Genomic DNA, 22,172 nt, shown 5'->3' with positions numbered 1-22,172 from the left:
CAGACGTACGCCCTGTCCCCGATGCACGCAGTGCTGCGCAGAGAGAGGCGGTCCGGCCGATGACCGATGCCCCCGACCCGGAGGTCGTGGAGCTGGCGACCAAGATCTTCGACCTGGCCCGGCGCGGCCGGACCGACGAACTCGTGGCCTATGTCGACGCGGGGGTCCCGGCCAACCTCACCAACGACCGGGGCGACTCGCTCGTGATGCTCGCCGCCTATCACGGTCACGCCGGGACGGTGCGCGCGCTGCTGGAGCGCGGCGCCGACGCCGACCGCGTCAACGACCGGGGCCAGACCCCCCTCGCGGGGGCGGTCTTCAAGGGGGAGGCCGAGGTGATCGAGGCCCTCCTGGAGGGCGGCGCCGACCCGTCCGCCGGCACCCCCTCGGCCGTCGACACGGCCCGGATGTTCGGCCGGACGGAACTGCTCGACCTGTTCGGCGAGCAGTGAACGGAACGCCCTGACCGGCGACGACACGGAAAACGGGGAGGCGGTACGGGGCCGCCGGAATTTCGGTCGCGGGAGATGTGACCGCCGGGTCATCATGACGACGTGATTCACGGACGCGATGGCTGGGCAGGTGTTGCCGCACCGCGCGGGCCGTGATGCGGTCCGCATGGGCCACCGACGAGAGGCAGAGAGAGATGGTCTACAGCGAGCAGGAAACGGCGGGCGCCCCGACGTGTCGTCACGCGGCCAGGTAATGCACGTCCCCGGTTGCGTCGACGCTTGATGTGAGGCTGTTTCCCATGTTCGATCCGGTCATAGCGCCCAGCGGTACGCTGCTCGGCCTGCTCCAGCGGGGCCGCGGCGACGGCACGCTGCACGCGCTCACCGCCCCGCGCGCCGAAGCGCTCGCGGCGCTGAACCACTGCGTGCTGCGCGACCCGCGCCACGACTGGCAGGTGGAGAACCGCTCCCTCTACTACGCCCGCCTCTACCTCGATCTGCACGGCGGACTGGACGCGATCGAGGCCCACCTCTTCGACCCCGAGGACGTCCTCGACACCGACGAGTCACGCACCGGACTCGCCCTCGCCGTCCTCGGGCACCTCGCCTCCTACGGCAGGCGGGACGCGCTCGAGCTGTTGCGCAGGTACGCCGCCCACGGCACCAACTGGGCCTGGGCCCTGGACGAGCTCGCCCTCCGGGACGACGACGCGGGCCTGCGCGCCCTCGCCGCCCCGGTGCTGGCGCGGTTCGCCACCGACGCCGAGGGCGAGGCGGAACTGGCCGCCACCGTTCGCGACGCCTTCGAGCCGAGGCCCTGGCGGCTGTGGGCCGACGACCCGCGCGCGTCCATCGCCACGCGCGTGCGCGCCGCCCATGAGGCCGGCTGCTTCGACCGCTGGCAGCGGCAGATGCGCCCCGGCGGGCCCCGCCCCGGCTGGAGCGTGCAGGCCGTGTTCGCATGGGCCCAGCAAGGCGTCGAACGCGGCGCCGCGCTCCATGTGCCGGCCGCCCGCTGTCTCGCCGCCGTGGCGGGCCCCGAGGACCGGCCCGAGATCGTCCGGGCCGCCGAGGACGGCCCCGAGGGAGCCCGCTGCACCGCCCTGCGGTACCTCGCCGACAGCAACGACCCCGACGTCCTCGAGCTGATCGAGGGCGCCGTGGCCACGGGCTCGACGGCCGTCGTGGAGGCCGCCGTCGACGCCTTCGAACGCATGCGCAGCCTCACGGCCGTCGACCGGGCGCGCGGCTGGGCCCGCCGGCCCGACCCGCTGGGCGCCGCCGCCGGCCGCGTCCTCGCCTGCCGGGGCGGGGCCCGGGACCGCGACCTGGTCCTCGCCGCGCTCCGCGAGGCGGTGCGGGGCGAGGGCCCCGACGCCCCCACCCTGTGGACACTCGTCGACGGCGCCGGACGCCTCGGCATCACCTGCGCCGCCCCCGTCCTCCGCCACGTCTACCGCGAGACCGCCTCGTCCCATCTGCGGGGCCGGGCCGCGCGCGCCCTCGCCGCCACCGACCCCTCCTTCGGCACCGGCTTCGCCGTCGAGTGCCTGTGGGACTGCGAGGAGTCCACCCGCGAGATCGCCGCCCGGCACGCCGAGACCGGGGACACCCGGGTGGTCGAGCGCCTGCGCCGGCTCGCCGCCGACCCGGCCGAGGAGGCCGAGGTGCAGACCGCCGTGCGCAGCCGGATCGGCCCCGAGGAGACCGCCGTGTGACCCGCTCGGGCACGCGCGGTGTGAACGGAGGACGACCCGCGGGTCAGGTGTGCGTGGACACCGCCTGACCCGGCCGGGCGGGCGGGGCAACGCTCATGGCGCGTTCCCCGGACGGAAAGATCCTCTTCGACGCGGCCACGTCCGGTGCGGCGACAACACCGGTATGCGTGTCGTCATCGTGACCGAATCCTTTCCCCCCGATGTGAACGGCGTGGCCCACTGCGCGTTCCAGACCGCCCGGCACCTCGTCGACCGCGGTCACACCCCCCTCGTCGTCGCCCCCGCCACCACCGGCACCGCTGCCGACGAGCGGGCGCCGTGTCCCGTCGTCCGCGTCCCCTCCCTTCCGCTCCCCGGCTACCCCCAGGTCCGCGTCGCCCTCCCCGGCCGCCGCCTCGCCGCCGCGATCGCCGGGCACCGGGCCGACGTCGTCCACCTGGCCGGCCCCTTCGTCCTCGGCGTGCGCGGCATGGCGGCCGCCGCCCGCCTCGGCCTGCCCGCCGTCGCCGTCTACCAGACCGACCTCGCCGGCTACGCCCGTACGTACCTGGGCGCGGGCGAGGCGGCGGCCTGGCGGCGCATCCGTGCCGTGCACACGGCGGCCGACCTCACCCTGGCTCCGTCCGGCGCCGCCCTGCGCGACCTGCAGGCGCACGGCGTGCCCGGGGGCGAGCTGTGGCCGCGCGGTGTGGACACCGCCCGTTTCCGGCCCGGCCTCCGCGACGCGGAGCTGCGCCGCGCGCTCGCCCCGAACGGCGAACTCGTCGTCGGCTACGTCGGCCGGCTCGCCCCCGAGAAGCAGGTCGAGCTGCTGTCCGGGGTGTGCGCCCTGTCCGGGGTGCGGGTCGTGGTCGTCGGCGACGGGCCCAGCCGGCCGGGGCTGGAGCAGACGCTGCCCGGCGCGGTCTTCCTGGGCCGCCGCACCGGCGACGAACTCGCCCGGATCTTCGCCTCGCTGGACGTCTTCGTGCACACCGGGCCGTTCGAGACCTTCTGCCAGACCGTGCAGGAGGCGATGGCCAGCGGCGTGCCCGTGGTGGCGCCCGCGGCGGGCGGCCCGCTGGACCTGGTCGCGCACGGGCGCACCGGACTGCTCGTACCCCCGCGCGACGCCGCCGCCGTGCGCGACGCGGTGTGGTCCCTGGCCGCCGACCCCGGGCTGCGGGACGCGTACGGCGCGGCCGGGCGCGCGGCGGTCGAGGGGCGCACCTGGGCCGCGGTCGGGGACCAGCTGATCGGGTACTACACGGATGTGCTCGCCGGGCGCAGGACGGCGGTGGCGGCATGAACGGCGTGCACGCGACCCCGGTGGGCGGCCGTTCGCCGTGGCCCCCGGTCCGGTGCACGCCGGCGGCCCGGCGCGGACCGACGGACCGCTGCGGATCGTGCGGCTCGCGAACTTCGTCGCCCCCGCCTCCGGCGGGCTGCGCACCGCGCCGAGGGAGCTCGGCAGGGGATACCGCGCGGCGGTACACCGGCCCGTGCTCGTCGTCCCCGGCGAGCGGGAGGGCGACCGGGAGACCGAGCAGGGGAGGGTGATCACGCTGCCGGGCCCGCTGCTGCCCGGCACGGGGGGCCACCGCGTCCTCACCGACCGGGCGCGAATGACCGGCCTGCTCCGGGAACTGGCCCCCGACCGCCTCGAGGTGTCCGACCGCACGACCCTGCGCTGGACCGGCAAGTGGGCCCGGCGGGCCCGGGTCCCGGCGGTCACGGTCTCCCACGAGACCGCCGACGGGGTGCTGCGGGCCTGGGGACTGCCGGAGGGCGCCGCCCGGCGCGCCGCCGACGAGACGCGGCACCGCGCGCGGGGCACGGGCGTCCGGCTGGGCCTGCGGGCCGGCGCCGCCGTGTCGGCGGCGCCGGCCGCACTGTCCCCCGGGGAGCGACGGCCAGGCCCCGCCTGAGCGTTCAGCGGCGGCGCACGGCGACGAAACGGACCGGGGTGCCGGGTGCCGCCTGGGCGGCGGCCGGGAGGTCGGCGGGGCGGACGACCGCGATCACGGGGTAGCCCCCGGTGGTCGGGTGGTCGGCCAGGAACACCACCGGCCTGCCGTCGGGCGGCACCTGCACCGCCCCCAGCACCATGCCCTCGCTGGGGAGTTCGTCCGGCCGGGCCCGCTCCAGGGCAGGCCCGGTCGTGCGCAGCCCGATGCGGTTGCTCGCGGGGGACACGCGGTACGCGCGGGACGTGAGGACCCGGACCGCCTCCGGGGTGAACCAGTCGTCGCGCGGGCCCGGCGTCACGCGCAGGACGAGTTCGTCCGGGGGCGCCGGCTGCGGGGCGACGTCCACCCGCGCGGGGAGTCCTCGCACCGTCCCGAGGGGGAGGACGGCGCCGTCCGTGAGGGGCGCCGGGCCGAGGCCCGAGAGCAGGTCGGTGGAGCGGCTGCCGAGCACCGGCTCGACGGCGATCCCCCCGGAGACGGCGACGTAGGCGCGTACGCCCGGGGCCGCCGTCCCGACGTCCAGGACCGACCCGGCCCGCACGCGCACCGGCGCGCCCCAGGCGGCCGGGCGGCCGTCCACGGTGACGGGGCAGGGCGCACCGGTGACCGCCATGACGGCCGTGGAACGGGGGCGCAGCGCACAGCCGTCGAGGGTCGTCTCCAGGACGGCCGCGTCCGGCGGGTTGCCGGCCAGCCGGTTGGCGAGCGCCGCCGCGGGCCCGTCCAGCGCCCCGGAACGGGGCACGCCCAGGTGGGCGTGCCCGGGGCGGCCCCGGTCCTGCACGGTGGTCAGGGCCCCCGCCCGGACGACGGCGAGCGCACGGTCCGTCATGCCGCCGGCTCCGTCGCCGCCACCGGTACGAACCGCACGCGGGTGCCGGGGGCGAGCAGCGCGGCCGGCGCCCGCGCGGGGTCCCACAGCACGAGGTCGGTCGTGCCGATCAGCTGCCAGCCGCCCGGCGAGGAGCGCGGGTACACGCCCGTGTACGGTCCCGCCAGCGCCACCGAGCCGGCCGGCACGGCCGTGCGCGGAGTCGGCCTGCGGGGCACGTCGTAACGCGGCGGCAGCCCCGTGAGGTAGCCGAAACCGGGTGCGAAACCGCAGAAGGCGACGCGGAACCCGGTGCCCGCGTGGATGCGTGCCACCTCCCGCGCGGGGACGCCCCAGTGCGCGGCGACGTCGGCGAGGTCCGGGCCGTCGTAGCGCACCGGGATCTCGACCGTCCCCGGCGCGCCCGGGGGCACGGGCGGCAGGGGCCGGGCGGTCAGTTCGGCGGCCAGCCGGGCGGGATCGGACAGGCCGTCGAGCAGGACCGTGCGGGCCGCCGGCACGATCTCGCCGACCCGCAGCGACCCCTGCGCACGGAGCCGCAGCAACTCCACGTGGAGCGCCTGCGCCTCGTCGCCCGAGGAGACCTCGACGAGCAGGGCGTCCTCGCCGACGGGCAGCACCCTCATGCGAAGGCCTCCACCCGGATCCCCGCCGCCTCCAGGCCGTCCCGCACCCGTCGTGCCAGGTCCACCGCGCCGGGCGTGTCGCCGTGCAGGCACAGGGAGCGCGCCCGCACCCCGATGCGCCGTCCCGAGTGCGTCCCGACCTCACCGGAACGGGCCAGGTCCACCGAACGCGCCACGACGGACGCGGGATCGGTCACCACGGCGCCCTCCTGACGGCGCGGCACCAGGGTGCCCTCGTCGGTGTACGCGCGGTCGGCGAACGCCTCCGGGACGACCGGCAGGCCCGCCTTCCCGGCCAGTTCCAGCAGCCGCGAGCCGGGCAGGCCGAGCACCGGCAGCGCGGCGTCCGCGAGGAGGACCCCGTCGACGACCGCGCCGGCCTGCTCCTCGTCGCGGACCACCCGGTTGTACAGCGCCCCGTGCGGTTTGACGTAGGCCACGCGGGCGCCCGCCGCACGGGCGAACACCTCCAGGGCGCCGATCTGGTAGGCCACTTCGGCCGTCAGCTCGGCGGGCGGCACGTCCATCGCGCGCCGCCCGAACCCCGCCAGGTCCCGGTAGGAGACCTGGGCGCCGATCCGCACCCCGCGCTCGGCCGCGAGCTCGCAGACCCGGCGCATGGTGGCCGCGTCCCCGGCGTGGAAACCGCAGGCCACGTTGGCGCTGGTGACGACGGACAGCAGCCGTTCGTCGTCGGTGAGCCGCCAGTGGCCGAAACCCTCGCCGAGGTCGGCGTTCAGATCGATGGAGGTCATGGGTCCTTCGTTTCTCCTTCTCGGTCCGCGGGACCGTCAGATCACGCGGAACTGCTCGTCGCGGGCGTCGCCGAGGAACATCTGCCCCGGTGCGTGGGTGAGGGCGAACGGCGGACGCGAGGCCGTCAGCGCGGCCTGCGGTGTCACGCCGCAGGCCCAGAACACCGGGATGTCGTCCGGCTCGAGGTCCACCGGGTCGCCGAAGTCGGGGCGGCCGAGGTCGTCGATGCCGAGCGCCGCGGGATCGCCGCAGTGCACGGGACCGCCGTGCACCGCCGGCAGCAGACTGCTCTCCCGGATCGCCGCCGAGAGGTGCGCGGGCGGCACCGGCCGCATGGACACCACCAGCGGCCCGCGCAGCCGTCCCGCCGGACGGCACTGCCAACTCGTCACGTACATGGGAACGTTGCGCCCCTGCTCCAGGTGCCGCAGCGGAACGCCCGCCGCCGTCAGCGCCCACTCGAAGGTGAAGCTGCAGCCGATCAGGAACGACACCAGGTCGTCGCGCCAGTGCGCCCGGACGTCCGTCGGCTCGTCCACCAGCTCGCCGTTCTCCCACACCCGGTAGCGCGGCAGGTCGGTGCGCAGGTCCGCGCCCTCGGCGAGGACGGTGGTGACGGATCCGGCGTCGGTGACGTCGAGGACCGGGCAGGGCTTGGGGTTGCGCTGGCAGAACAGCAGCATGTCGTACGCCCAGTCGGCGGGCACCGAGACCAGGTTGGCCTGGGTGCGGCCCGCGGCCACGCCGGCCGTGGGACCGGTCAGCCCTTCCCGGAAGCGGGCCCGCGCCGTGCGCGGGCTCCACGCGTGCGCGTGCTCGTCGGCGAGGACCACGGGGCGGTCGCCCACGGCGGCCGCCGGCAGGTCGTCGGTGCGGTTCACTCCAGCTCCTTCCCGTGCGTCTCCGGCAGGCCCAGCAGCGCCAGCGCCGCCAGACCGTAGCCGACCGCGCCGAAGACCAGCGCCCCGCCCACGCCCCAGCCGTCGGCGAGGAAGCCGACGGTCGTGGGGAAGACGGCGCCCACGGCACGTCCGGTGTTGTACGTGAAGCCCTGTCCCGTCCCGCGCACCGCCGCCGGGTACAGCTCGCTCAGGTAGGAGCCGAAGCCGCTGAAGATCGCCGACATGCAGAACCCGAGCGGGAAGCCGAGCACGAGCACCAGGGAGTCGGCGCCGCTCGGGATGTTCGTGTACGCGAGGACGCAGAGCGCCGACAGCAGGGCGAAGAGCCAGATGTTGCGCCGACGGCCCAGCCGGTCGGTGAGGTGGCCGCCGGTCAGGTAGCCGATGAAGGCACCCGAGATCAGGAACGTGAGATAGCCGCCGGTGCCGACGACCGACAGGCCGCGCTCCGTCTTCAGGTAGGTCGGCACCCAGGTGGCCAGGGTGTAGTAGCCGCCCTGCACGCCGGTGGAGAGCAGCACGGCGAAGAGCGTGGTGCGCAGCAGCCCCGGCGCTCCCGCCCGGCCCGGCCGGAAGATCACCGCGAACGAGCCCCGGTGGGCGCTCCGCTCCCGCGCGGCGGCCGCCTCGGGCGCGTCCCGCACGCTGCGCCGCACCCACACCACGAGCAGGGCCGGCAGCGCGCCGGTCCAGAACATCGCGCGCCAGGCCAGATCGTCGCCGACGAGCGAGAAGATCAGCGTGTACACGATCACGGCCAGCGCCCAGCCCACGGCCCAGGAGCTCTGGACCGCGCCGAGGGTGCGGCCCCGGTGCCGGGCGGTCGCGTACTCGGCGACCAGGATGGCGCCGACCGCCCACTCGCCGCCGAAGCCGAGGCCCTGGAGGGCCCGGAACACCAGCAGCGTCTCGTAGTTGGGGGCGAAACCGCAGGCCACGGTGAACACCGCGTAGGTGATCACGGTCAGCAGCAGCGCCCTCACCCGGCCGACGCGGTCCGCCAGCACGCCGGCGAGGGCGCCGCCGACCGCGGAGACCACCAGCGTGACGGTGGTGAGCAGGCCGGTCTGACCGCTGTTCAGACCGAAGTACGCGGACAGCGCGACCATGGTCAGCGGCAGGGTGAAGTAGTCGTACGAATCCAGGGCATAGCCGCCGAACGCGCCGCCGAAGGCGCGACGGCCGCTCGGCCCCAGTGCCCGCAGCCAGCCGAACACTCCGTCGTCGTCGGTGTGTTCGGCCCGCGCGGGGCGTGGTCGGCCGGTCAGGGCCCGCGGTGGAGGGGGCGTGCTCATGGGCACCTCGCAGGGAGAGGACGGAGGGTGCTGGAAGGAATGAGCCGTGCCGTGGTGCGCAAGGAGCGGCGCCGTGCGCCCGGAGGGCGGCGCCGTGCGGAGCACCGTAGAGGATCGTTGAACGATCCTTCAATACCCGTGTTGTCTCGTCCCTCCGTGTGCGATTGAATTCCGGGCATGGCAGAGGAGCTGAGGGGACTGGCCGACGACCGTGCCCTGCTGGGCCGCACCAGTACCGCCGAGCGGGTCTCGGACATCCTCAGGAGCCGGATCGCCGAGGGGTACTTCCCGCCCGGGACGCGGCTGTCGGAGGACGGCATCGGCGGGGCGCTGGGGGTCTCCCGCAACACGCTGCGCGAGGCGTTCCGGCTGCTCACGCACGAACGGCTGCTCGTCCACGAGCTGAACCGGGGCGTGTTCGTCCGGGTGCTGACCGTCGAGGACGTCGAGGACATCTACCGCACCCGCCGGCTCGTCGAGTGCGCCGTCGTGCGCGGCCTCGGCGAGCCTCCGTACGGGCTGGACGCGCTCGCCGGGGCGGTGGAGGAGGGCCGCCGGGCGGCGCGCGAAGGTGACTGGAAAGGCGTGGGTACGGCCAACATCCACTTCCACCGGGAGCTGGTGGCCCTCGCCGCCAGCGAGCGCACCGACGAGCTGATGCGCAGCGTCTTCGCCGAACTGCGGCTCGCCTTCCACGTGGTGGACGAGCCCAGGCGGCTGCACGAACCGTACATCGAACGCAATGTCGCGATTCTCCGGGCCCTGCAGGCCGGCGACCGGGGGGCGGCCGAGGAACTGCTCGCGGCCTACCTGGACGTCTCGCTGGAGCGGGTGGTGGAGGTGTACCGGCGCCGGGTCGGGACGGGCGGGCAGGACGGCTGAGCCGCGGCGGCGCGCGGCGGCGGAACGCGGGCGCGGCCCCGTGGCGCCGGGGCGCGTCCGCCTCGTTTGGGTCGTTGTCAGACCGAGGACCTAGTCTGTGACCGTGACATCGCCAGCATCGACGGACAGTGCTCCGCCCCAGCTCAGCGCGGGGCCGCGGCCCGCACCGGGCCCGGCCGCCGACGAAGGGCTGGCGCGGCGGCTGCGCGCGCTCGCCTGCACGGCGCCGCTGCACGACCTGGACGCGCGCAAGGCCAACCTGGCCGGTGAGTACTCGGTGTACGGCATGGCGGAGATCGCCCTGGCCGCCATCGACCTCGTCACGCTGAACATGGACTTCGACACGGGCGCGGACCACGACCAGATCGTCGCCCGGCTCGTCCTGCGCATCGCCGCCCAGGCCCCGCACCGTCCCGCCGCCGAACACGAGCGGGTGGCCCGCTGGGTCCTGGAGAACCTGATCAACGTCGGCAGCGTCGACCGCGGCTTCCGGGCGGTGTACGGCGTGTTCGGGGCGGACGGCACCTATGTGCGCCGCGACTACGACTTCAAGCTGATCGAGGAGGTCCCCGGCCCCGGCGGCACGGTGTACCTGCGGACCACCGACGAGGCCGTCAACGTCCTGGTCGGCGCCCTGGACACCGATGTCACCAGCGCGCAGATCGCCGCCGAGGTCAAGCTGGAGGTGCTGATCAGCCGCGGCCGGCTCGCGGACGCCCAGCTCGCCGCGGAGCAGGCCCGCTACCGGACCGTGCAGTACTCCGAGACCCTGCGCCGGGCCCTGGAGGCCACCCGGCGCAACGTCCGCGCGGTGGACTGGCTGAGCACCGTCCCCGACATGATCGCCGAGGCCCTGGACCACGTGGCGGACCGCTACCGCCACGAGAACGCGATCCTCACCAACATCCGCAAGGCCCGCGACGAGTCCGAGGACCCCGAGAACAAGCGGCGGGCCGCCGAGCTGGTGGACATCGTCAAGGACTGCATCCGGCGGCACACGCAGCTGCAGTCCCGGCTGCTGGAGGCCGGTCCGCTGTTCCGGGCCGAACAGGACCGGCAGGCCTTCGCCACCCCCACGCCCACCTCGGGCACGGACCTGTACGGCCATCTCCTGGCGCCCCTGCTGCCGCTGCCCGTGGAGCGGGCGGCCCGGGTCACCGACGCCTTCTTCGCCCGCGGCACCGGGCTGCGCACCCCGGTGTCCGTCCGGGTCGCCGACCTCGTCGAGATCCTGCTGACGCCGCCCGTGGAGCGGGAGCACCTCGGGGCCGAGATGCCGGAGCCCGACCTCATCGCCACACCGGACGACAGCCGCTTCAGCGAGGAGCAGCTGGCGGCCGCCATGGAGCTGCTGGACCTGCCGGCCGACGCGCCGCGCCGGCTGTCCGGACTGCTCGCCGACGCGCGCCGCCGGGACCCCGAGCTGCCGTACCTGGTCGCCCTGCTGGCGATCCACGCCGCCAGCCCGCCGGTCGGCACCGCCTACCGCCAGGGCGAGCGGAAGCTGCTGTTCGCCGTGGACGACGGCACCGAGCTCGACGACCCCGAGTTCGGCGGCGCCGACCTCGTCGTCGGCACGGCCCTGCTGGACGCGGCGGGGATGGCGGCGGACCGGACGGAGGCGGCGTGATGGTCCCGCCGCGGGGCGACCGTGCGCCGGCGGCGGGCCGGGCCCACGCGGCGGAGCCGCGGCCCCGGGCCCCCGAAGAAGCCGACCGCACCGTTGTCCCCGAGAGCAAGGAGCCGAAACCGTGACCGAGCACGTCGAGTGGAGCGAGCCGGAGGCCGGTGCCGCACCGGCCGGTGCCGCCGTCACGCCCGCCGACGCCGCCGACGCGGCGCGGCTCGTCGCCTTCGGCCTCCAGCCCAAGCTCCAGCCGGCCCGCGACCAGGAGTACGCGGACCTGCTGCGCCGCTACCGCGAGGACCCGCCGTTCGCGCGGCTCACCGACGCCGTGGCCACCGGCCTCGGACTGATCGTGCTGGAGGTGTCCCCGCGCGCGGGCATGGCGGTGACCGCCGCCGAGGACTCCGTGTTCGCGGTGCGCATGGGCGACTACGCGCGACGCACCTCCGCCGACGGCAGCGACCGGTTCCTGCACGGGCTCGCCCATCTCGCCGTCGCCGCTCTGGCCTTCCCGCGCCCGGAGGACCTCGCCGACGACGGCTACATCGGACGCGTCACGGTCAACGGCGTCGACGCCTTCGTGCGCCAGGCCTGCCACCGGCTGGAGGAACGGGCCGCCCGGCAGGGCGAGAACACCGACCCGGCCAGCGACGCCCCCGGCCTGGAGGCCGCCTGGCGGGTCTGGGCCAGACGCAGCGCGACCGGAGCCACCAAGGACGCGCGCCGGCTCGCGGGATCGACCACCGGCATCGTCGCCAAGGCCGTCGCCTTCCTCACCGACTCCGGCTTCCTGCAGCGCACCGGCGACGACAACGGCGGCACGTACCGCACCACGGCCCGCTACCAGCTCCAGGTGCGCGACATGGCGGGCAGCGCCGCCCTGGCCGAGCTGCTGGAACTGGGCGTCGTCCCGATCACCGACGGCACGCCCACCCTGCTGCCCCCCGAGGACGCCGACGACCTGGATCTCGTCGCCGACGCCGGCCTGCCCTTCCACTCCTCCTGAGACCCCTGTTCCCCGCTGCACTCCCCGTTTCACGAAGCCTTACGAGAGTCCGCCATGTACGAGCTGTCCCGGGTCCGCCTCTACTCCATCGGGCCCGCCGGTGCGCGCTACGCCGACACCGTGCTTGACCTGCGCGGTGTGGGCGCGACGGTGCCCGACCCCGCGCCGACGCAGGCGGAGTTCTTCGAGGAGGAGCCCGTCGGCCCGCCGCGCCGGCCCGCGCCGGCCGGCGTGCTCTTCCTGGAGAACGGCGGCGGCAAGTCCGTCCTGCTGAAGCTGATCTTCTCCGTGATGCTCCCGGGCCACCGCAACACCCTCGGCGGCGCCAGCTCCGGCGTCCTGCGCAAGTTCCTGCTCGCCGACGACTGCGGCCACGTGGCGCTGGAGTGGCAGCACGTACAGACCGGCGAGTGCGTCGTCGTCGGCAAGGCCAGCGAGTGGCGGGGCCGCCAGGTCTCCAACGACCCGCGGAAGTTCGCCGAGGCCTGGTACTCCTTCCGGCCCGGCCCCGGGCTCAGCCTGGACAACCTGCCCGTCGCCGAGTCCACGGCCGTGCGGCCGCCCGCCGAGGGCCAGTCGGGCGCGCGGGGGCGGCGCCGCACCATGAAGGGCTTCCGGGACGCCCTCACCGAGGCGGGCAAGACGTACCCGCACCTGGAGGTGCACTGGGAGGAGATCCACGAGCGCTGGACCGAGCACCTCGGCGAACTGGGACTCGACCCCGAACTCTTCCGCTACCAGCGCGAGATGAACGCCGACGAGGGCGAGGCCGCCGGCCTCTTCGCCGTCAAGAAGGACTCCGACTTCACCGACCTGCTGCTGCGCGCCGTCACCGACACCCGGGACACCGACGGGCTCGCCGACCTGGTCAGCGGCTTCGGCAACAAGCTGGGCCGGCGCGCCGAGCTGATCGCCGAACGGGACTTCACCGCGGGATCCGTCGACCTCCTCGGCCGGATCGTCGAGGCCACCGACGCCCGCACCCGCGCGCGGGAGGTCCACGCCGCCGCCGAGCGCCGCACCCGCGCCCTGGCCCGCAGGCTCTCCGCGCGCGGCGCCCGGGAGCGCGTCCGCGCGGCCGACCTGGCGCAACGGGTCACCGCCGCCGCGTACGCCGTCACCCATGCCGAGGCGGCCCGCGAGCGCAGCGCCCTGATCTCCGCCGAACTCGCCTACCGGCACGCCTCCCTGGCGCTCGCCGCCGCCGAGAAGTCCGCCGCCGCCCAGAAGCGCGAACTCGCCGACGCGCGCACGCTGTACGCGGCCTGGCAGGCCGCCGAGGCGGTGCTGCGCCACCGGGCAGCCGCCGACCGGGTCGCGCGCGTGTCCGCCGCGATCCAGGAGGCCGAGCGGGACGCGGCCCCCGCGCTGGCCGCGCGCGCCAAGGCCGCCGTCGACCTCGTACGCGCCCTGCACGCCGCCGCGCGGAACGCCGAGGACCTCGCCAACGAGGAGGAGGAGCGGTCCGCCGCCCTCCAGGAGGTCAGCGACGCCGCCTACCGCGACTCCACCGCCGCCGCCACCGAGGCCCAGCGCGCCCGCAGCGAGATCGGGCACCTGCGGCAGCGCCTCGCCGAGGTCGAGCAGGAGACCGCCGAGGCGGTCCGGGCCGGCTGGCTCGACGACAGCGCCCCCGACGCCGACCCCGCTCGGGCCGCCCTCGCGGCCAGCGACGCGGAGAAGACGGCGGTCGCCGCCTGGGACTCCGCCCGCGAGGCGTCCCGCCGGACCGGCGAGCACGCGCGCGAGGCGGCCGCCGCCGAGAGCCGCGCGGAGCTCACCGCGGCCCGCGCGGCGGACGCCGCCGCGGCGGCCGAGCGCGCCCACGAGGGCGAGCGCCGCACCGCCGAGGCCCTCGCCGCCGAGGAGCGGCTGGCGGAGCTGCTGAGCCTGACCGGCACCGCTCCCCGGCCGTCGGTCCCGCGACCCCGGCACGGCACGGACGGCGGACCGGACGGCACTCCGGCCGGCGGCGCCCTCACCGCCGAGGAGCTCGACCGCTTCGCCGACGACCTGCGCGAACTGCTCGACGACGCGGTCTCCTCCGCCGAGCGGCAGCTGTTCGAGCTGCGCACCGCCGCCGCCGACGACGCCCGCATCCTCGGCGCCCTCGGCGACGGCGGGCTGCTGCCGCCCGGCCCGGACGTGCTGGCGACCGTCGAGTTCCTCGGCGAGCACGGCATCCCGGCCCTGCCCGGCTGGCGCTACCTCGCCCAGGCCGTCGACCCGGCCGACCACGCGCGCGTACTGGCCGCCCGGCCCGAGCTGGTCGACGGCGTCATCATCACCGACCCGGACTCCCACGTCCGCGCCCGCGAGGCGCTGGGCGACGCCGCCCTGCTGCCCCGGTCCACCGTCGCCGTCGGCACGGCCGCCGCCCTGCTCGCCCCGGCCCCGGCGGCGGACGCGGACACCGGGGACGTCTTCCTCGTCCCGCCGAACCCGGCCATGCACGACGAGCACGCCGCCGACGAGGAGCGGCAGGCACTGCGCGCCCGGGCGACCGCGCGCGACGAGGAGATCCGCAGGCTCGCCGCCCGGCTCGGCAAGGACCGGGAGCTGGTGGCCCGGCTCGCCTCCTGGCGCACCGGCTGCCCGGCCGGCCGGCTCACCGAGCTGGCGCGGGCGGCGCGCGAGGCGCGGGCGTTCGCCGAGGAGTGCGAGGCCGAGCTGGCCGAGGCACGCACCGTGCGCGCGGAGGCCGAGGAGGCCGCCGTCGAGGCCGCCCGGGTGCGCGACGAGCGGCAGGAGACCGCGCAGAAGGCCCGGCGCGCCGCCGACGCCCTCGCCGGGCTCGCGTTCCGACTGCGGGAACGGGCCGCCTGGCAGGCCAAGCTGCGCGAACTGGCCGACGACGCGACCGAGGCGGAGGCGCGCGCCCAGGCCTGCCTGGACCGCGCGCGTGCCGCCGACGAGGACCGGCGCGGCGCCCAGCGTGCCGCCGACGACGCTCGGCGCACCGCGCGTGCGCTGCGCGCCGAGCGCTCCGAGATCGCGGGCGCCCCCGACGACGTGCCCGAGGACGGCGCCGAGGCGCCGCAGGCGTCGCTGCCCGCCCTGCGCGAGGCGTACCGGGCCGCGTCCCAGGTGTACGAGAAGGTCGGTGTCGGCGCCGACCTGCGCGCCGAGCAGGCCCGCGCGGAGAGCGACGAGAGCGCCGCCCGCGCCGAGCTGGACCGGCTCAGCAACAAGGTCCGTACCCGGGCCGAGCAACTGCTCCTGTCGCCCGACGGCTCCGACGGGCCCAGCCGGCAGGCCGCGGCCGCCCGCGCCGAGGAACTGGTCCAGCTTCTGGAGACGCGCATGTCCGGCGCGAGCGAGCAGCTCGGGCGGCTGCGCGGTGAGGCCGAGCGGCTCGCGCCCGAGAACGGTGAGGCGCACACCGGGCTGTCCGACGAGCTGGTGCCGCGCGACGCCGAGCACGCACAGGCCCTCCTGCGCACCGCTTCGGCCGAACTGGCCTCCCGCACCGAGGCGTTGGAGCAGGCCCGGGAGGCGCACGCCGAGCTGCTCGAGGCGCACCGTGCCGCCGAGGACGCGGCCGGAGGCTTCGACGAGATCGCCGCCATGCTCCGCGACCTGCTGCGCGAGCACACCCCCGAGGAGGAGCAGGAGCAGCCCGAGCCCTACCCGGGCAGCACGGAGGAGGCCCGGCAGTCCGCCGCCGAGGCCCGCCGCTCGCTGCGGGGCTGCGCCGCCGACCTGTCCGCCGCCGAGTCCGCCGTGCGCGAGGCGAGCGACATCCTCGTCCGGCACGCCAACTCCACGCGCTACGAACAGGTCCGCACCCCCGCGCGGCAGCAGATCCGCGAGCTGCCCGCCTCCGCGCTGCCCGAGCACGCCCGGAAGTGGGCGGACGCCTTCGCACCCCGCCTCCGGGTGCTCACCGACGAGCTGGAGCAGCTGGAGCGGAACCGGGACTCGATCGTGGACCGGCTCAGGGGCCTGGTGGAGTCGGCGCTGGCCACCCTGCGCTCCGCCCAGCGGCTCTCCCGGCTGCCCGAAGGACTCGGTGAGTGGTCCGGGCAGGAGTTCCTGCGCATCCGCTTCGAGGAGCCCGACCAGGCCACGCTCACCGAGCGGCTCGGCGAGGTCATCGACGAGGCGACCCGGTCGGCCGTCAAGAAGAACTCCGACCTGCGGCGCGACGGCATGTCCCTGCTGCTGCGCGGGGTCGCCGCCGCGCTCCGGCCGAAGGGCATCGCCGTCGAGATCCTCAAGCCCGACGCGGTCCTGCGTGCCGAGCGCGTCCCCGTGGGGCAGATGGGTGACGTGTTCTCCGGCGGTCAGCTGCTCACCGCGGCCATCGCCCTGTACTGCACGATGGCCGCCCTGCGGTCCAACGACCGGGGCCGGGACAAGCACCGGCACGCGGGCACCCTGTTCCTCGACAATCCCATCGGCCGCGCCAACGCCACCTACCTGCTGGAGCTCCAGCGGGCGGTCGCCGACGCGCTCGGCGTGCAGCTCCTGTACACCACGGGCCTGTTCGACACGACGGCGCTCGCGGAGTTCCCGCTGGTCATCCGGCTGCGCAACGACGCCGACCTCCGGGCCGGCCTGAAGTACATCAGCGTGGAGGAGCACCTCAGGCCCGGTCTGCCCCTGCCGGACCCGGCCGAGGAGGCGCACAGCGAGATCACGGCGACCCGGATGTTCAAACGGCCCGCGCCGACGAGCGGGTGAGCACGCCTCCGCCCTCCTCCACCCGGTCCGGGCCCCGGCTCAGAAGCCGTAGCCCATGCGCCGGGACAGCTCGGCCGCCGCTGCCGCCGTCCGCCGGCCCAGCTCCGGCAGCCGGTCCGGGGCCAGCCGGTACACCGGCCCCGAGACACTGAGCGCCGCGATCACCTCGCCCTCGTGCGAGCGGACCGGCGCGGCGACGGCCGCGAGTCCCGGCTCCAGTTCCTCGAGCGTGGCCGCGTACCCCTCGGGGACCACCGGCTCCAGCTCGCCCCGCAAAGCGGACGCCTCCGTGATCGTGCGCTCCGTGAACCGGTGCAGCGGGCCGGCGAGGAAGTCCTCGCGCGAGGTGGGCGGCATGTGCGCCAGAAACACCTTGCCGCCGGCGGTGGCGTGCAGCGGGGTGCGCCTGCCCAGCCAGTTCTGCGCAGAGACGGACGCCGTTCCGCGGGCCTGCATGATGTTGACGGCGGCGTCGTCGTCCAGGACCGCGATGTTCACCGTCTCGCCCAGTTCGTCGGCCAGTTCCCGGCAGACCGGCACGCCTTCCTGCGAGATGTCCAGCCGCACGGCCGCCGCACCGGCGAGGCGCAGCACTCCGGCACCCAGGTAGTACTTGCCGCGTTCCTTGGCCTGGGCCACCAGGCCGCGGTTCTCCAGGACGCCGAGCAGCCGGAAAGCCGTGGACTTGTGCACCTCCAGCGCGTCGGCGATCTCGGTGACGCCCGCTTCGCCGTGCCGGGCGAGTATCTCCAGCACGCTCACGGCACGGTCCACCGACTGGACGGCGCTCGCCGGGCTCTTCCCGTTCCGCCGCGCCGGGCCCGCCGTATGCTCCCCGCGGCGTCCGGACTGCTCATGCGCGCCGGTCATGTCTCGGCCCTCACCACCTGTCGCCCCGGTGCGGACCCCGTTCGGAAAGAACTTCGACGCGATCGCCGCCCGCCCGGACCCCGTTGCCCATGACGCTCACTCGTGCGCCATGGGCAACATCATGCCACCGGGCGGTCGGGCCCCCGGGGGAGGCGCCGTACGTCCGCGCCTCCGGCGGTGAAGGGCCGGAACGCGCCTGGCTGCCGCCGTCAGGAGTGCGACAGCTGCCCGGCCCCGCCCCGCCGGCGTATGCGCGTCCGCGTCCGCTCGGCGGACCGCTCCTGGCGCCGGGCGCGGCGCCGCTCGCGCCGCAGGGCCCGCGCAGTGCTGCTGGGGGTGGACACCACACCGTGGCGCTGGTTCCAGACCTGGCGGGTCACCCACACGTCCAGGGCCGCCCAGGTCGCCAGGATCGTGCTGACGACGCTGCTGACGACCATGGGGAAAGCCAGCCAGGAGCCGGCCAGCGTGCACAGGAGGGCCACCATGGCCTGAATCAGCGTCACGGCGATGACGAGCACCGCCCGTACCGCCGCCGTCCGCACCGGGTCCGGCAGCCGGCGTCGCCGCGCCGGTTCCTCGACCCACAGGGGCCGGTGGTGCGTCTGTCCCCGGACACCGGGCGTGCCGGTGTCCTCCGCGGCTTCGTGCGCCGCGTCGCCGGTTTGCTCCGCCCGCGCGCCGCCGCGCCGGGCCGCCGGGACGCCGCGTCCGCCGACCGCCCCGCGCCCGGCCCCGGAAGCGCCGCGTTCCGGCGCCTCGGCATCCGACCGGATCCCCACCTGCGCCGCCGCGCCGTCCTCGGGCGCCCCGCGCCGCTCCGCCGTGCCCATCAACGTGTCACTCCCCACCGCCGGCAGACCGCTCACTCATGTCCTCAGACCTGGTTCCCCGCGGCTGCCCGGCTTGCACTGTTTTACGCCGCCCGGATGTGGGACACGGCTCCTGTGGCCGATTCCGCCCCCATCTCCCACAGAGAAGGACGAACGGAACGTCCCGAGGATTCCCGGACGAGGAAAGAAATCGGCCAACCAGCCCCGCGGGCCCGGGAGATCGGCCCGCGGACACCCTCCGATCGCGGGCGGCAATCTCCCGCAATGGGCGGACAACTCCCCATGTCCCGCCCGTAGAGCGGAACTTCGGCCTCCGGTCGACTCTTCGAGTTGACCGGGGCTCGGTAGTAGGCTCGCGCCGTTTGTTGACGCACCTGTGTACCCCGTCCGGTCGGGGGCGAGCTGGGGGAGGCCATGCGCTTTCGCGGGAAGTCCATCCGCCGGAAGATCGTGGCGCTGCTTCTCGTGCCGCTGGTGTCCCTGACGGCGATCTGGGCCTTCACCACGGTGCTCACCGGCCGCGAAGCGAGCCACCTGTTCGATGTGTCGTCGGTGATGGAGGAGGTCGGCTACCCCGTCGAGGACACCGTCCGCGTCCTCCAGCAGGAGCGCCGGCAGACCCTCGTCCACCTCGCGGACCCCCGTGCTTCCGACGGGATCGCCGCCCTCCGGCGCAGCCGCGCCGCCACGGACAAGGCCGTCGAGCGCGTCCGCGCGAGCGCGGCGGACCCCGACGTGCGCGCGGCCATGCACCAGGACTCCGGCGAACTGAACGCGGTACTGGACTCCTTCGAGGGCATCGAGTCCCTGCGCCGCAGCGTCGAGGACGGCACCGTCGACCGCTCCCAGGCCCTTGACCTCTACAACCGGCTGGTCGACCCGTGCTACGTCCTGCTGGCCCATCTGCACGTGGTCGAGGACGTCGAACTGGACAAGCAGTACCGGGCCCTCGTCAACCTGGCCCGCGCCCGCGAACTGCTCGCCCGGGAGGACGCCCTGCTCGGCTCCGCCCTGATCGTCGGCAGGCTGTCCCCCGCCGAAGTGCGCGACGTCTCCGACCTCGTGGCCCAGCGCACGCTGATGTACGACGTGAGCCTGCCGTTGCTGCCCGCCTCCGAGCGCGACCGCTACGAGGCCTTCTGGAAGAACGCCGCGTCCGCTCCGCTGCGCGTGGGGGAGGAGGCGGCCGTCTCCTCCGGCGCCGGGCCGCCCCGCGGGATCACCGCGAAGAGCTGGGACACCGCCGCCGGCCATGTGCTCACCGAACTCGGCACGCTCAACGACCAGGCCACCGACCGCTACCAGGACCGCGTCCGTCCCGTCGCCATGGGCGTCATCGTCCAGGCCGTCGTCGCCGGCACCCTCGGCCTGGTCGCCCTCCTGCTCTCCCTCTTCCTCTCCGTACGCATCGGCCGCGGCCTCATCCGGGACCTGCGGCAGCTGCGTCTCGAGGCGCACGAGGCGTCCGGCGTCCGGCTGCCCAGCGTGATGCGCCGCCTCTCGGCCGGCGAACAGGTAGACGTCGAGACCGAGGTCCCGCGGCTGGAGTACGACAAGAACGAGCTGGGCGAGGTCGGCCAGGCCCTCAACACCCTCCAGCGCGCCGCCGTGGAGGCCGCCGTCAAGCAGGCGGAACTGCGCGCCGGCGTCTCCGAGGTGTTCGTCAACCTCGCCCGCCGCAGCCAGGTCCTGCTCCACAAGCAGCTCACCCTGCTGGACACCATGGAGCGCCGGACCGAGGACACCGGGGAACTCGCCGACCTGTTCCGCCTGGACCACCTGACCACCCGCATGCGGCGGCACGCCGAGGGCCTCGTCATCCTCTCCGGCGCCGCGCCCTCCCGGCAGTGGCGCAAGCCGGTCCAGCTCATGGACGTCGTCCGCGCCGCCGTCGCCGAGGTCGAGGACTACGAGCGCATCGAGGTCCGCCGCCTGCCGAGGACCGCCGTCACCGGACCGGCCGTCGCCGACCTCACCCACCTCGTGGCCGAACTCCTGGAGAACGCCACGGTGTTCTCGCCGCCGCACACCGCCGTCCAGGTCCTGGGCGAGCGCGTGGCCAACGGCTTCACCCTGGAGATCCACGACCGCGGTCTCGGCATGGCGGCCGACGCGCTCCTGGACGCCAACCTCCGGCTCGCCGAGACACCCGAGTTCGAACTCACCGACACCGACCGGCTCGGACTCTTCGTGGTCAGCCGCCTCGCCCGGCGTCAGAACATCCGGGTCTCCCTCCAGCCCTCCCCGTACGGCGGTACCACGGCAGTCGTCCTCATCCCCGACGCGCTGCTGACGGACGACGTGCCGGACACCAACGGCGTCGGCTTCCGCCTCGACCGGCCCCAGCGGGCCGAGGAGGGGAAGAAGGGGCGGAGCCGCGACGCCGCGCTCTCCCGGACGCCCGTGCAACGGCCCGGACTGCCCGCCTCGCTGCTGGACGGACCGGTGGAACTGGAATCCCCGGTCGACCTGGACGCCCTCGACGACTTCCCCGGCGCGCTGGGCGACGAGGGCAGCGGCCACGGCGGCCTCTTCCGCCCCCACCGCTCCCTCACCCGCTCCGAGGACGAGCGGCCCGGGCGCCACCGCGAGCAGCATCAGCAGACCCCCGGCACCCGTGAGGGGGACGACCGGGGCGAGGACGACCGGACGAGCGCCCCGGTCCCGCTGCCCCGCCGGAGGGCACCCAAGCTGGTCAGCTCCCACGGACGCCCGGTCGGAGACCGGCGCACCCGCCGGGAGCGGACGGACGAGGACACGGCCGCCCCGTCGGAGCACGAGCAGGGACCACCGGACGCGGGGACGCTGCCGGCCCTCCCCTCCCGCAGACGGCGCGCGGACCCCGCCCGCCCCGGGACCGGCGCCCGCGCCGGGGAACGGAGCGAGCCCCCGGAGCCCTCCGGCCGAGCGAGCGGCGACCAGCCGGAGACCCCCGCCCTCCTTCCCCGGCGCACGCGCCGCCCCGCGAGCGCGTCGAACGGCCCGGACGACTCCGCACCGGCCGCGGACGCGACGGCGGGGACCGGGCCCGGCGGCGCGCCGCAGGACACCGGCGCCGCACGGCCCGACGCCGGACCACTGCCCCGGCGCAAACGGCAGGCCAGCCTCGCCCCGCAGCTGAAGCGCGGTACCGAACCGCGCAGCGAGGACAGGACCCGGCCCGTGGAACGGGACGCGGAAGAAGTACGCAGCCGCATGGCCTCGCTCCAGCGGGGCTGGCAGCGCGGCCGTGAGGAGAACGCCGCGGGCGACGACGCCGACAGCGGCACGGCACCACGACGAACGACAGAGGAGAACGGTCGATGACCGCACCGAAGGCCACCGGCCACACCGCGACCGACAAGGGGGAGCTGAACTGGCTCCTCGACGACCTGGTGGAGCGCGTCGCGAGCATCCGCAAGGCCATCGTGCTCTCCGGTGACGGCCTGCCCACCGGGGTCTCGAAGGACCTGACCCGTGAGGACAGCGAGCACCTGGCCGCCGTCGCCTCCGGGTTCCACAGCCTCGCCAAGGGCGTGGGCCGCCACTTCGAGGCGGGCGAGGTCCGTCAGACCGTCGTCGAACTCGACGAGGCGTTCCTGTTCGTCACCGCCGCCGGGGACGGCAGCTGCCTCGCCGTCCTCGCGGACGCCGACTCCGACGTCGGACAGGTCGCCTACGAGATGACGCTCCTCGTGAAGCGGGTCGGTGTGCATCTGGGCGCCGCTCCGCGCACCGATCTGCCCTCGGGCGGGTAGT

Annotated in this window: 16 protein-coding genes and 1 pseudogene; 10 read left to right on the top strand and 7 right to left on the bottom strand. The window is 75.4% G+C overall.

Features of this window, described 5'->3' with window-relative positions:
* Positions 1 to 59 precede the first annotated feature (59 nt).
* The 4 genes and pseudogenes from CP969_RS08030 to CP969_RS08015 all read left to right on the top strand — a co-directional run.
* The gene (locus CP969_RS08030) at positions 60 to 452 is read left to right on the top strand and encodes an ankyrin repeat domain-containing protein (protein WP_016827153.1); all 393 of its coding nucleotides are present in this window, start codon (positions 60 to 62) and stop codon (positions 450 to 452) included.
* A gap of 299 nt (positions 453 to 751) precedes the next feature.
* Complete coding sequence (locus tag CP969_RS08025; protein WP_016827154.1) at positions 752 to 2,170, top strand: HEAT repeat domain-containing protein; 1,419 nt, start codon at positions 752 to 754, stop codon at positions 2,168 to 2,170.
* Positions 2,171 to 2,333: 163 nt separating this feature from the next.
* Complete coding sequence (locus CP969_RS08020) at positions 2,334 to 3,458, top strand: glycosyltransferase family 4 protein (protein WP_016827155.1); 1,125 nt, start codon at positions 2,334 to 2,336, stop codon at positions 3,456 to 3,458.
* 52 nt (positions 3,459 to 3,510) lie between these two features.
* Positions 3,511 to 4,065: pseudogene (locus CP969_RS08015) on the top strand (glycosyltransferase); the annotation flags it as partial.
* Positions 4,066 to 4,081: 16 nt separating this feature from the next.
* Here CP969_RS08015 and CP969_RS08010 read toward each other — a convergent pair.
* The 5 genes from CP969_RS08010 to CP969_RS07990 are packed head-to-tail and all read right to left on the bottom strand — an operon-like array spanning position 4,082 to position 8,530.
* Entirely contained in the window at positions 4,082 to 4,951 is an 870-nt protein-coding gene (locus tag CP969_RS08010) for a 5-oxoprolinase subunit C family protein (RefSeq protein WP_016827157.1), read from the bottom strand.
* Positions 4,948 to 5,577, bottom strand: coding sequence for a 5-oxoprolinase subunit B family protein (locus CP969_RS08005; protein WP_016827158.1), 630 nt, complete (start codon positions 5,575 to 5,577; stop codon positions 4,948 to 4,950). Before CP969_RS08005 ends, CP969_RS08010 begins: the two co-directional genes overlap by 4 nt.
* Positions 5,574 to 6,332 carry a LamB/YcsF family protein gene (locus tag CP969_RS08000; RefSeq protein WP_016827159.1) on the bottom strand — a complete coding sequence of 253 codons (759 nt, stop codon included), beginning with the start codon at positions 6,330 to 6,332 and terminating at the stop codon, positions 5,574 to 5,576. Before CP969_RS08000 ends, CP969_RS08005 begins: the two co-directional genes overlap by 4 nt.
* 36 nt (positions 6,333 to 6,368) lie before the next feature.
* The gene (locus CP969_RS07995) at positions 6,369 to 7,214 is read right to left on the bottom strand and encodes a putative hydro-lyase (protein ID WP_016827160.1); all 846 of its coding nucleotides are present in this window, start codon (positions 7,212 to 7,214) and stop codon (positions 6,369 to 6,371) included.
* A complete protein-coding gene (locus CP969_RS07990) occupies positions 7,211 to 8,530 on the bottom strand; it encodes an MFS transporter (RefSeq protein ID WP_026085339.1) in 1,320 nt (439 codons plus the stop codon). Before CP969_RS07990 ends, CP969_RS07995 begins: the two co-directional genes overlap by 4 nt.
* A 177-nt stretch (positions 8,531 to 8,707) precedes the next feature.
* Here CP969_RS07990 and CP969_RS07985 point away from each other — a divergent pair, with 177 nt between their 5' ends.
* From CP969_RS07985 to CP969_RS07970, 4 genes are all read left to right on the top strand, one after another.
* Positions 8,708 to 9,412, top strand: a complete 705-nt coding sequence (locus tag CP969_RS07985) for a GntR family transcriptional regulator (RefSeq protein ID WP_004990827.1) — start codon at positions 8,708 to 8,710, stop codon at positions 9,410 to 9,412.
* Positions 9,413 to 9,515: 103 nt separating this feature from the next.
* Positions 9,516 to 11,042, top strand: a complete 1,527-nt coding sequence (locus CP969_RS07980) for a hypothetical protein (protein ID WP_026085340.1) — start codon at positions 9,516 to 9,518, stop codon at positions 11,040 to 11,042.
* Positions 11,043 to 11,163: 121 nt separating this feature from the next.
* The gene (locus CP969_RS07975) at positions 11,164 to 12,045 is read left to right on the top strand and encodes a hypothetical protein (protein WP_004990832.1); all 882 of its coding nucleotides are present in this window, start codon (positions 11,164 to 11,166) and stop codon (positions 12,043 to 12,045) included.
* Positions 12,046 to 12,099: 54 nt separating this feature from the next.
* Positions 12,100 to 16,731 (top strand): coiled-coil domain-containing protein, encoded by a 4,632-nt coding sequence (locus CP969_RS07970; RefSeq protein ID WP_150474906.1) that lies wholly within the window; start codon positions 12,100 to 12,102, stop codon positions 16,729 to 16,731.
* Between the two features lie 39 nt (positions 16,732 to 16,770).
* Here CP969_RS07970 and CP969_RS07965 read toward each other — a convergent pair whose 3' ends face one another.
* A complete protein-coding gene (locus CP969_RS07965) occupies positions 16,771 to 17,601 on the bottom strand; it encodes an IclR family transcriptional regulator (RefSeq protein ID WP_026085341.1) in 831 nt (276 codons plus the stop codon).
* A 209-nt stretch (positions 17,602 to 17,810) separates the two neighbouring features.
* Entirely contained in the window at positions 17,811 to 18,434 is a 624-nt protein-coding gene (locus CP969_RS07960; protein ID WP_016827165.1) for a hypothetical protein, read from the bottom strand.
* A gap of 414 nt (positions 18,435 to 18,848) precedes the next feature.
* On the opposite strand from CP969_RS07960, the gene CP969_RS07955 reads away from it, so the two are divergent.
* Positions 18,849 to 21,740, top strand: a complete 2,892-nt coding sequence (locus CP969_RS07955; protein ID WP_016827166.1) for a nitrate- and nitrite sensing domain-containing protein — start codon at positions 18,849 to 18,851, stop codon at positions 21,738 to 21,740.
* The gene (locus CP969_RS07950; protein ID WP_004990842.1) at positions 21,737 to 22,171 is read left to right on the top strand and encodes a roadblock/LC7 domain-containing protein; all 435 of its coding nucleotides are present in this window, start codon (positions 21,737 to 21,739) and stop codon (positions 22,169 to 22,171) included. Before CP969_RS07955 ends, CP969_RS07950 begins: the two co-directional genes overlap by 4 nt.
* The last annotated feature ends 1 nt before the right edge of the window (position 22,172 follow it).

The organism is Streptomyces viridosporus T7A (assembly GCF_008704515.1).
Taxonomy (GTDB): Bacteria; Actinomycetota; Actinomycetes; order Streptomycetales; family Streptomycetaceae; genus Streptomyces; species Streptomyces viridosporus.
This window is presented reverse-complemented; position numbering and strand designations above follow the sequence as displayed.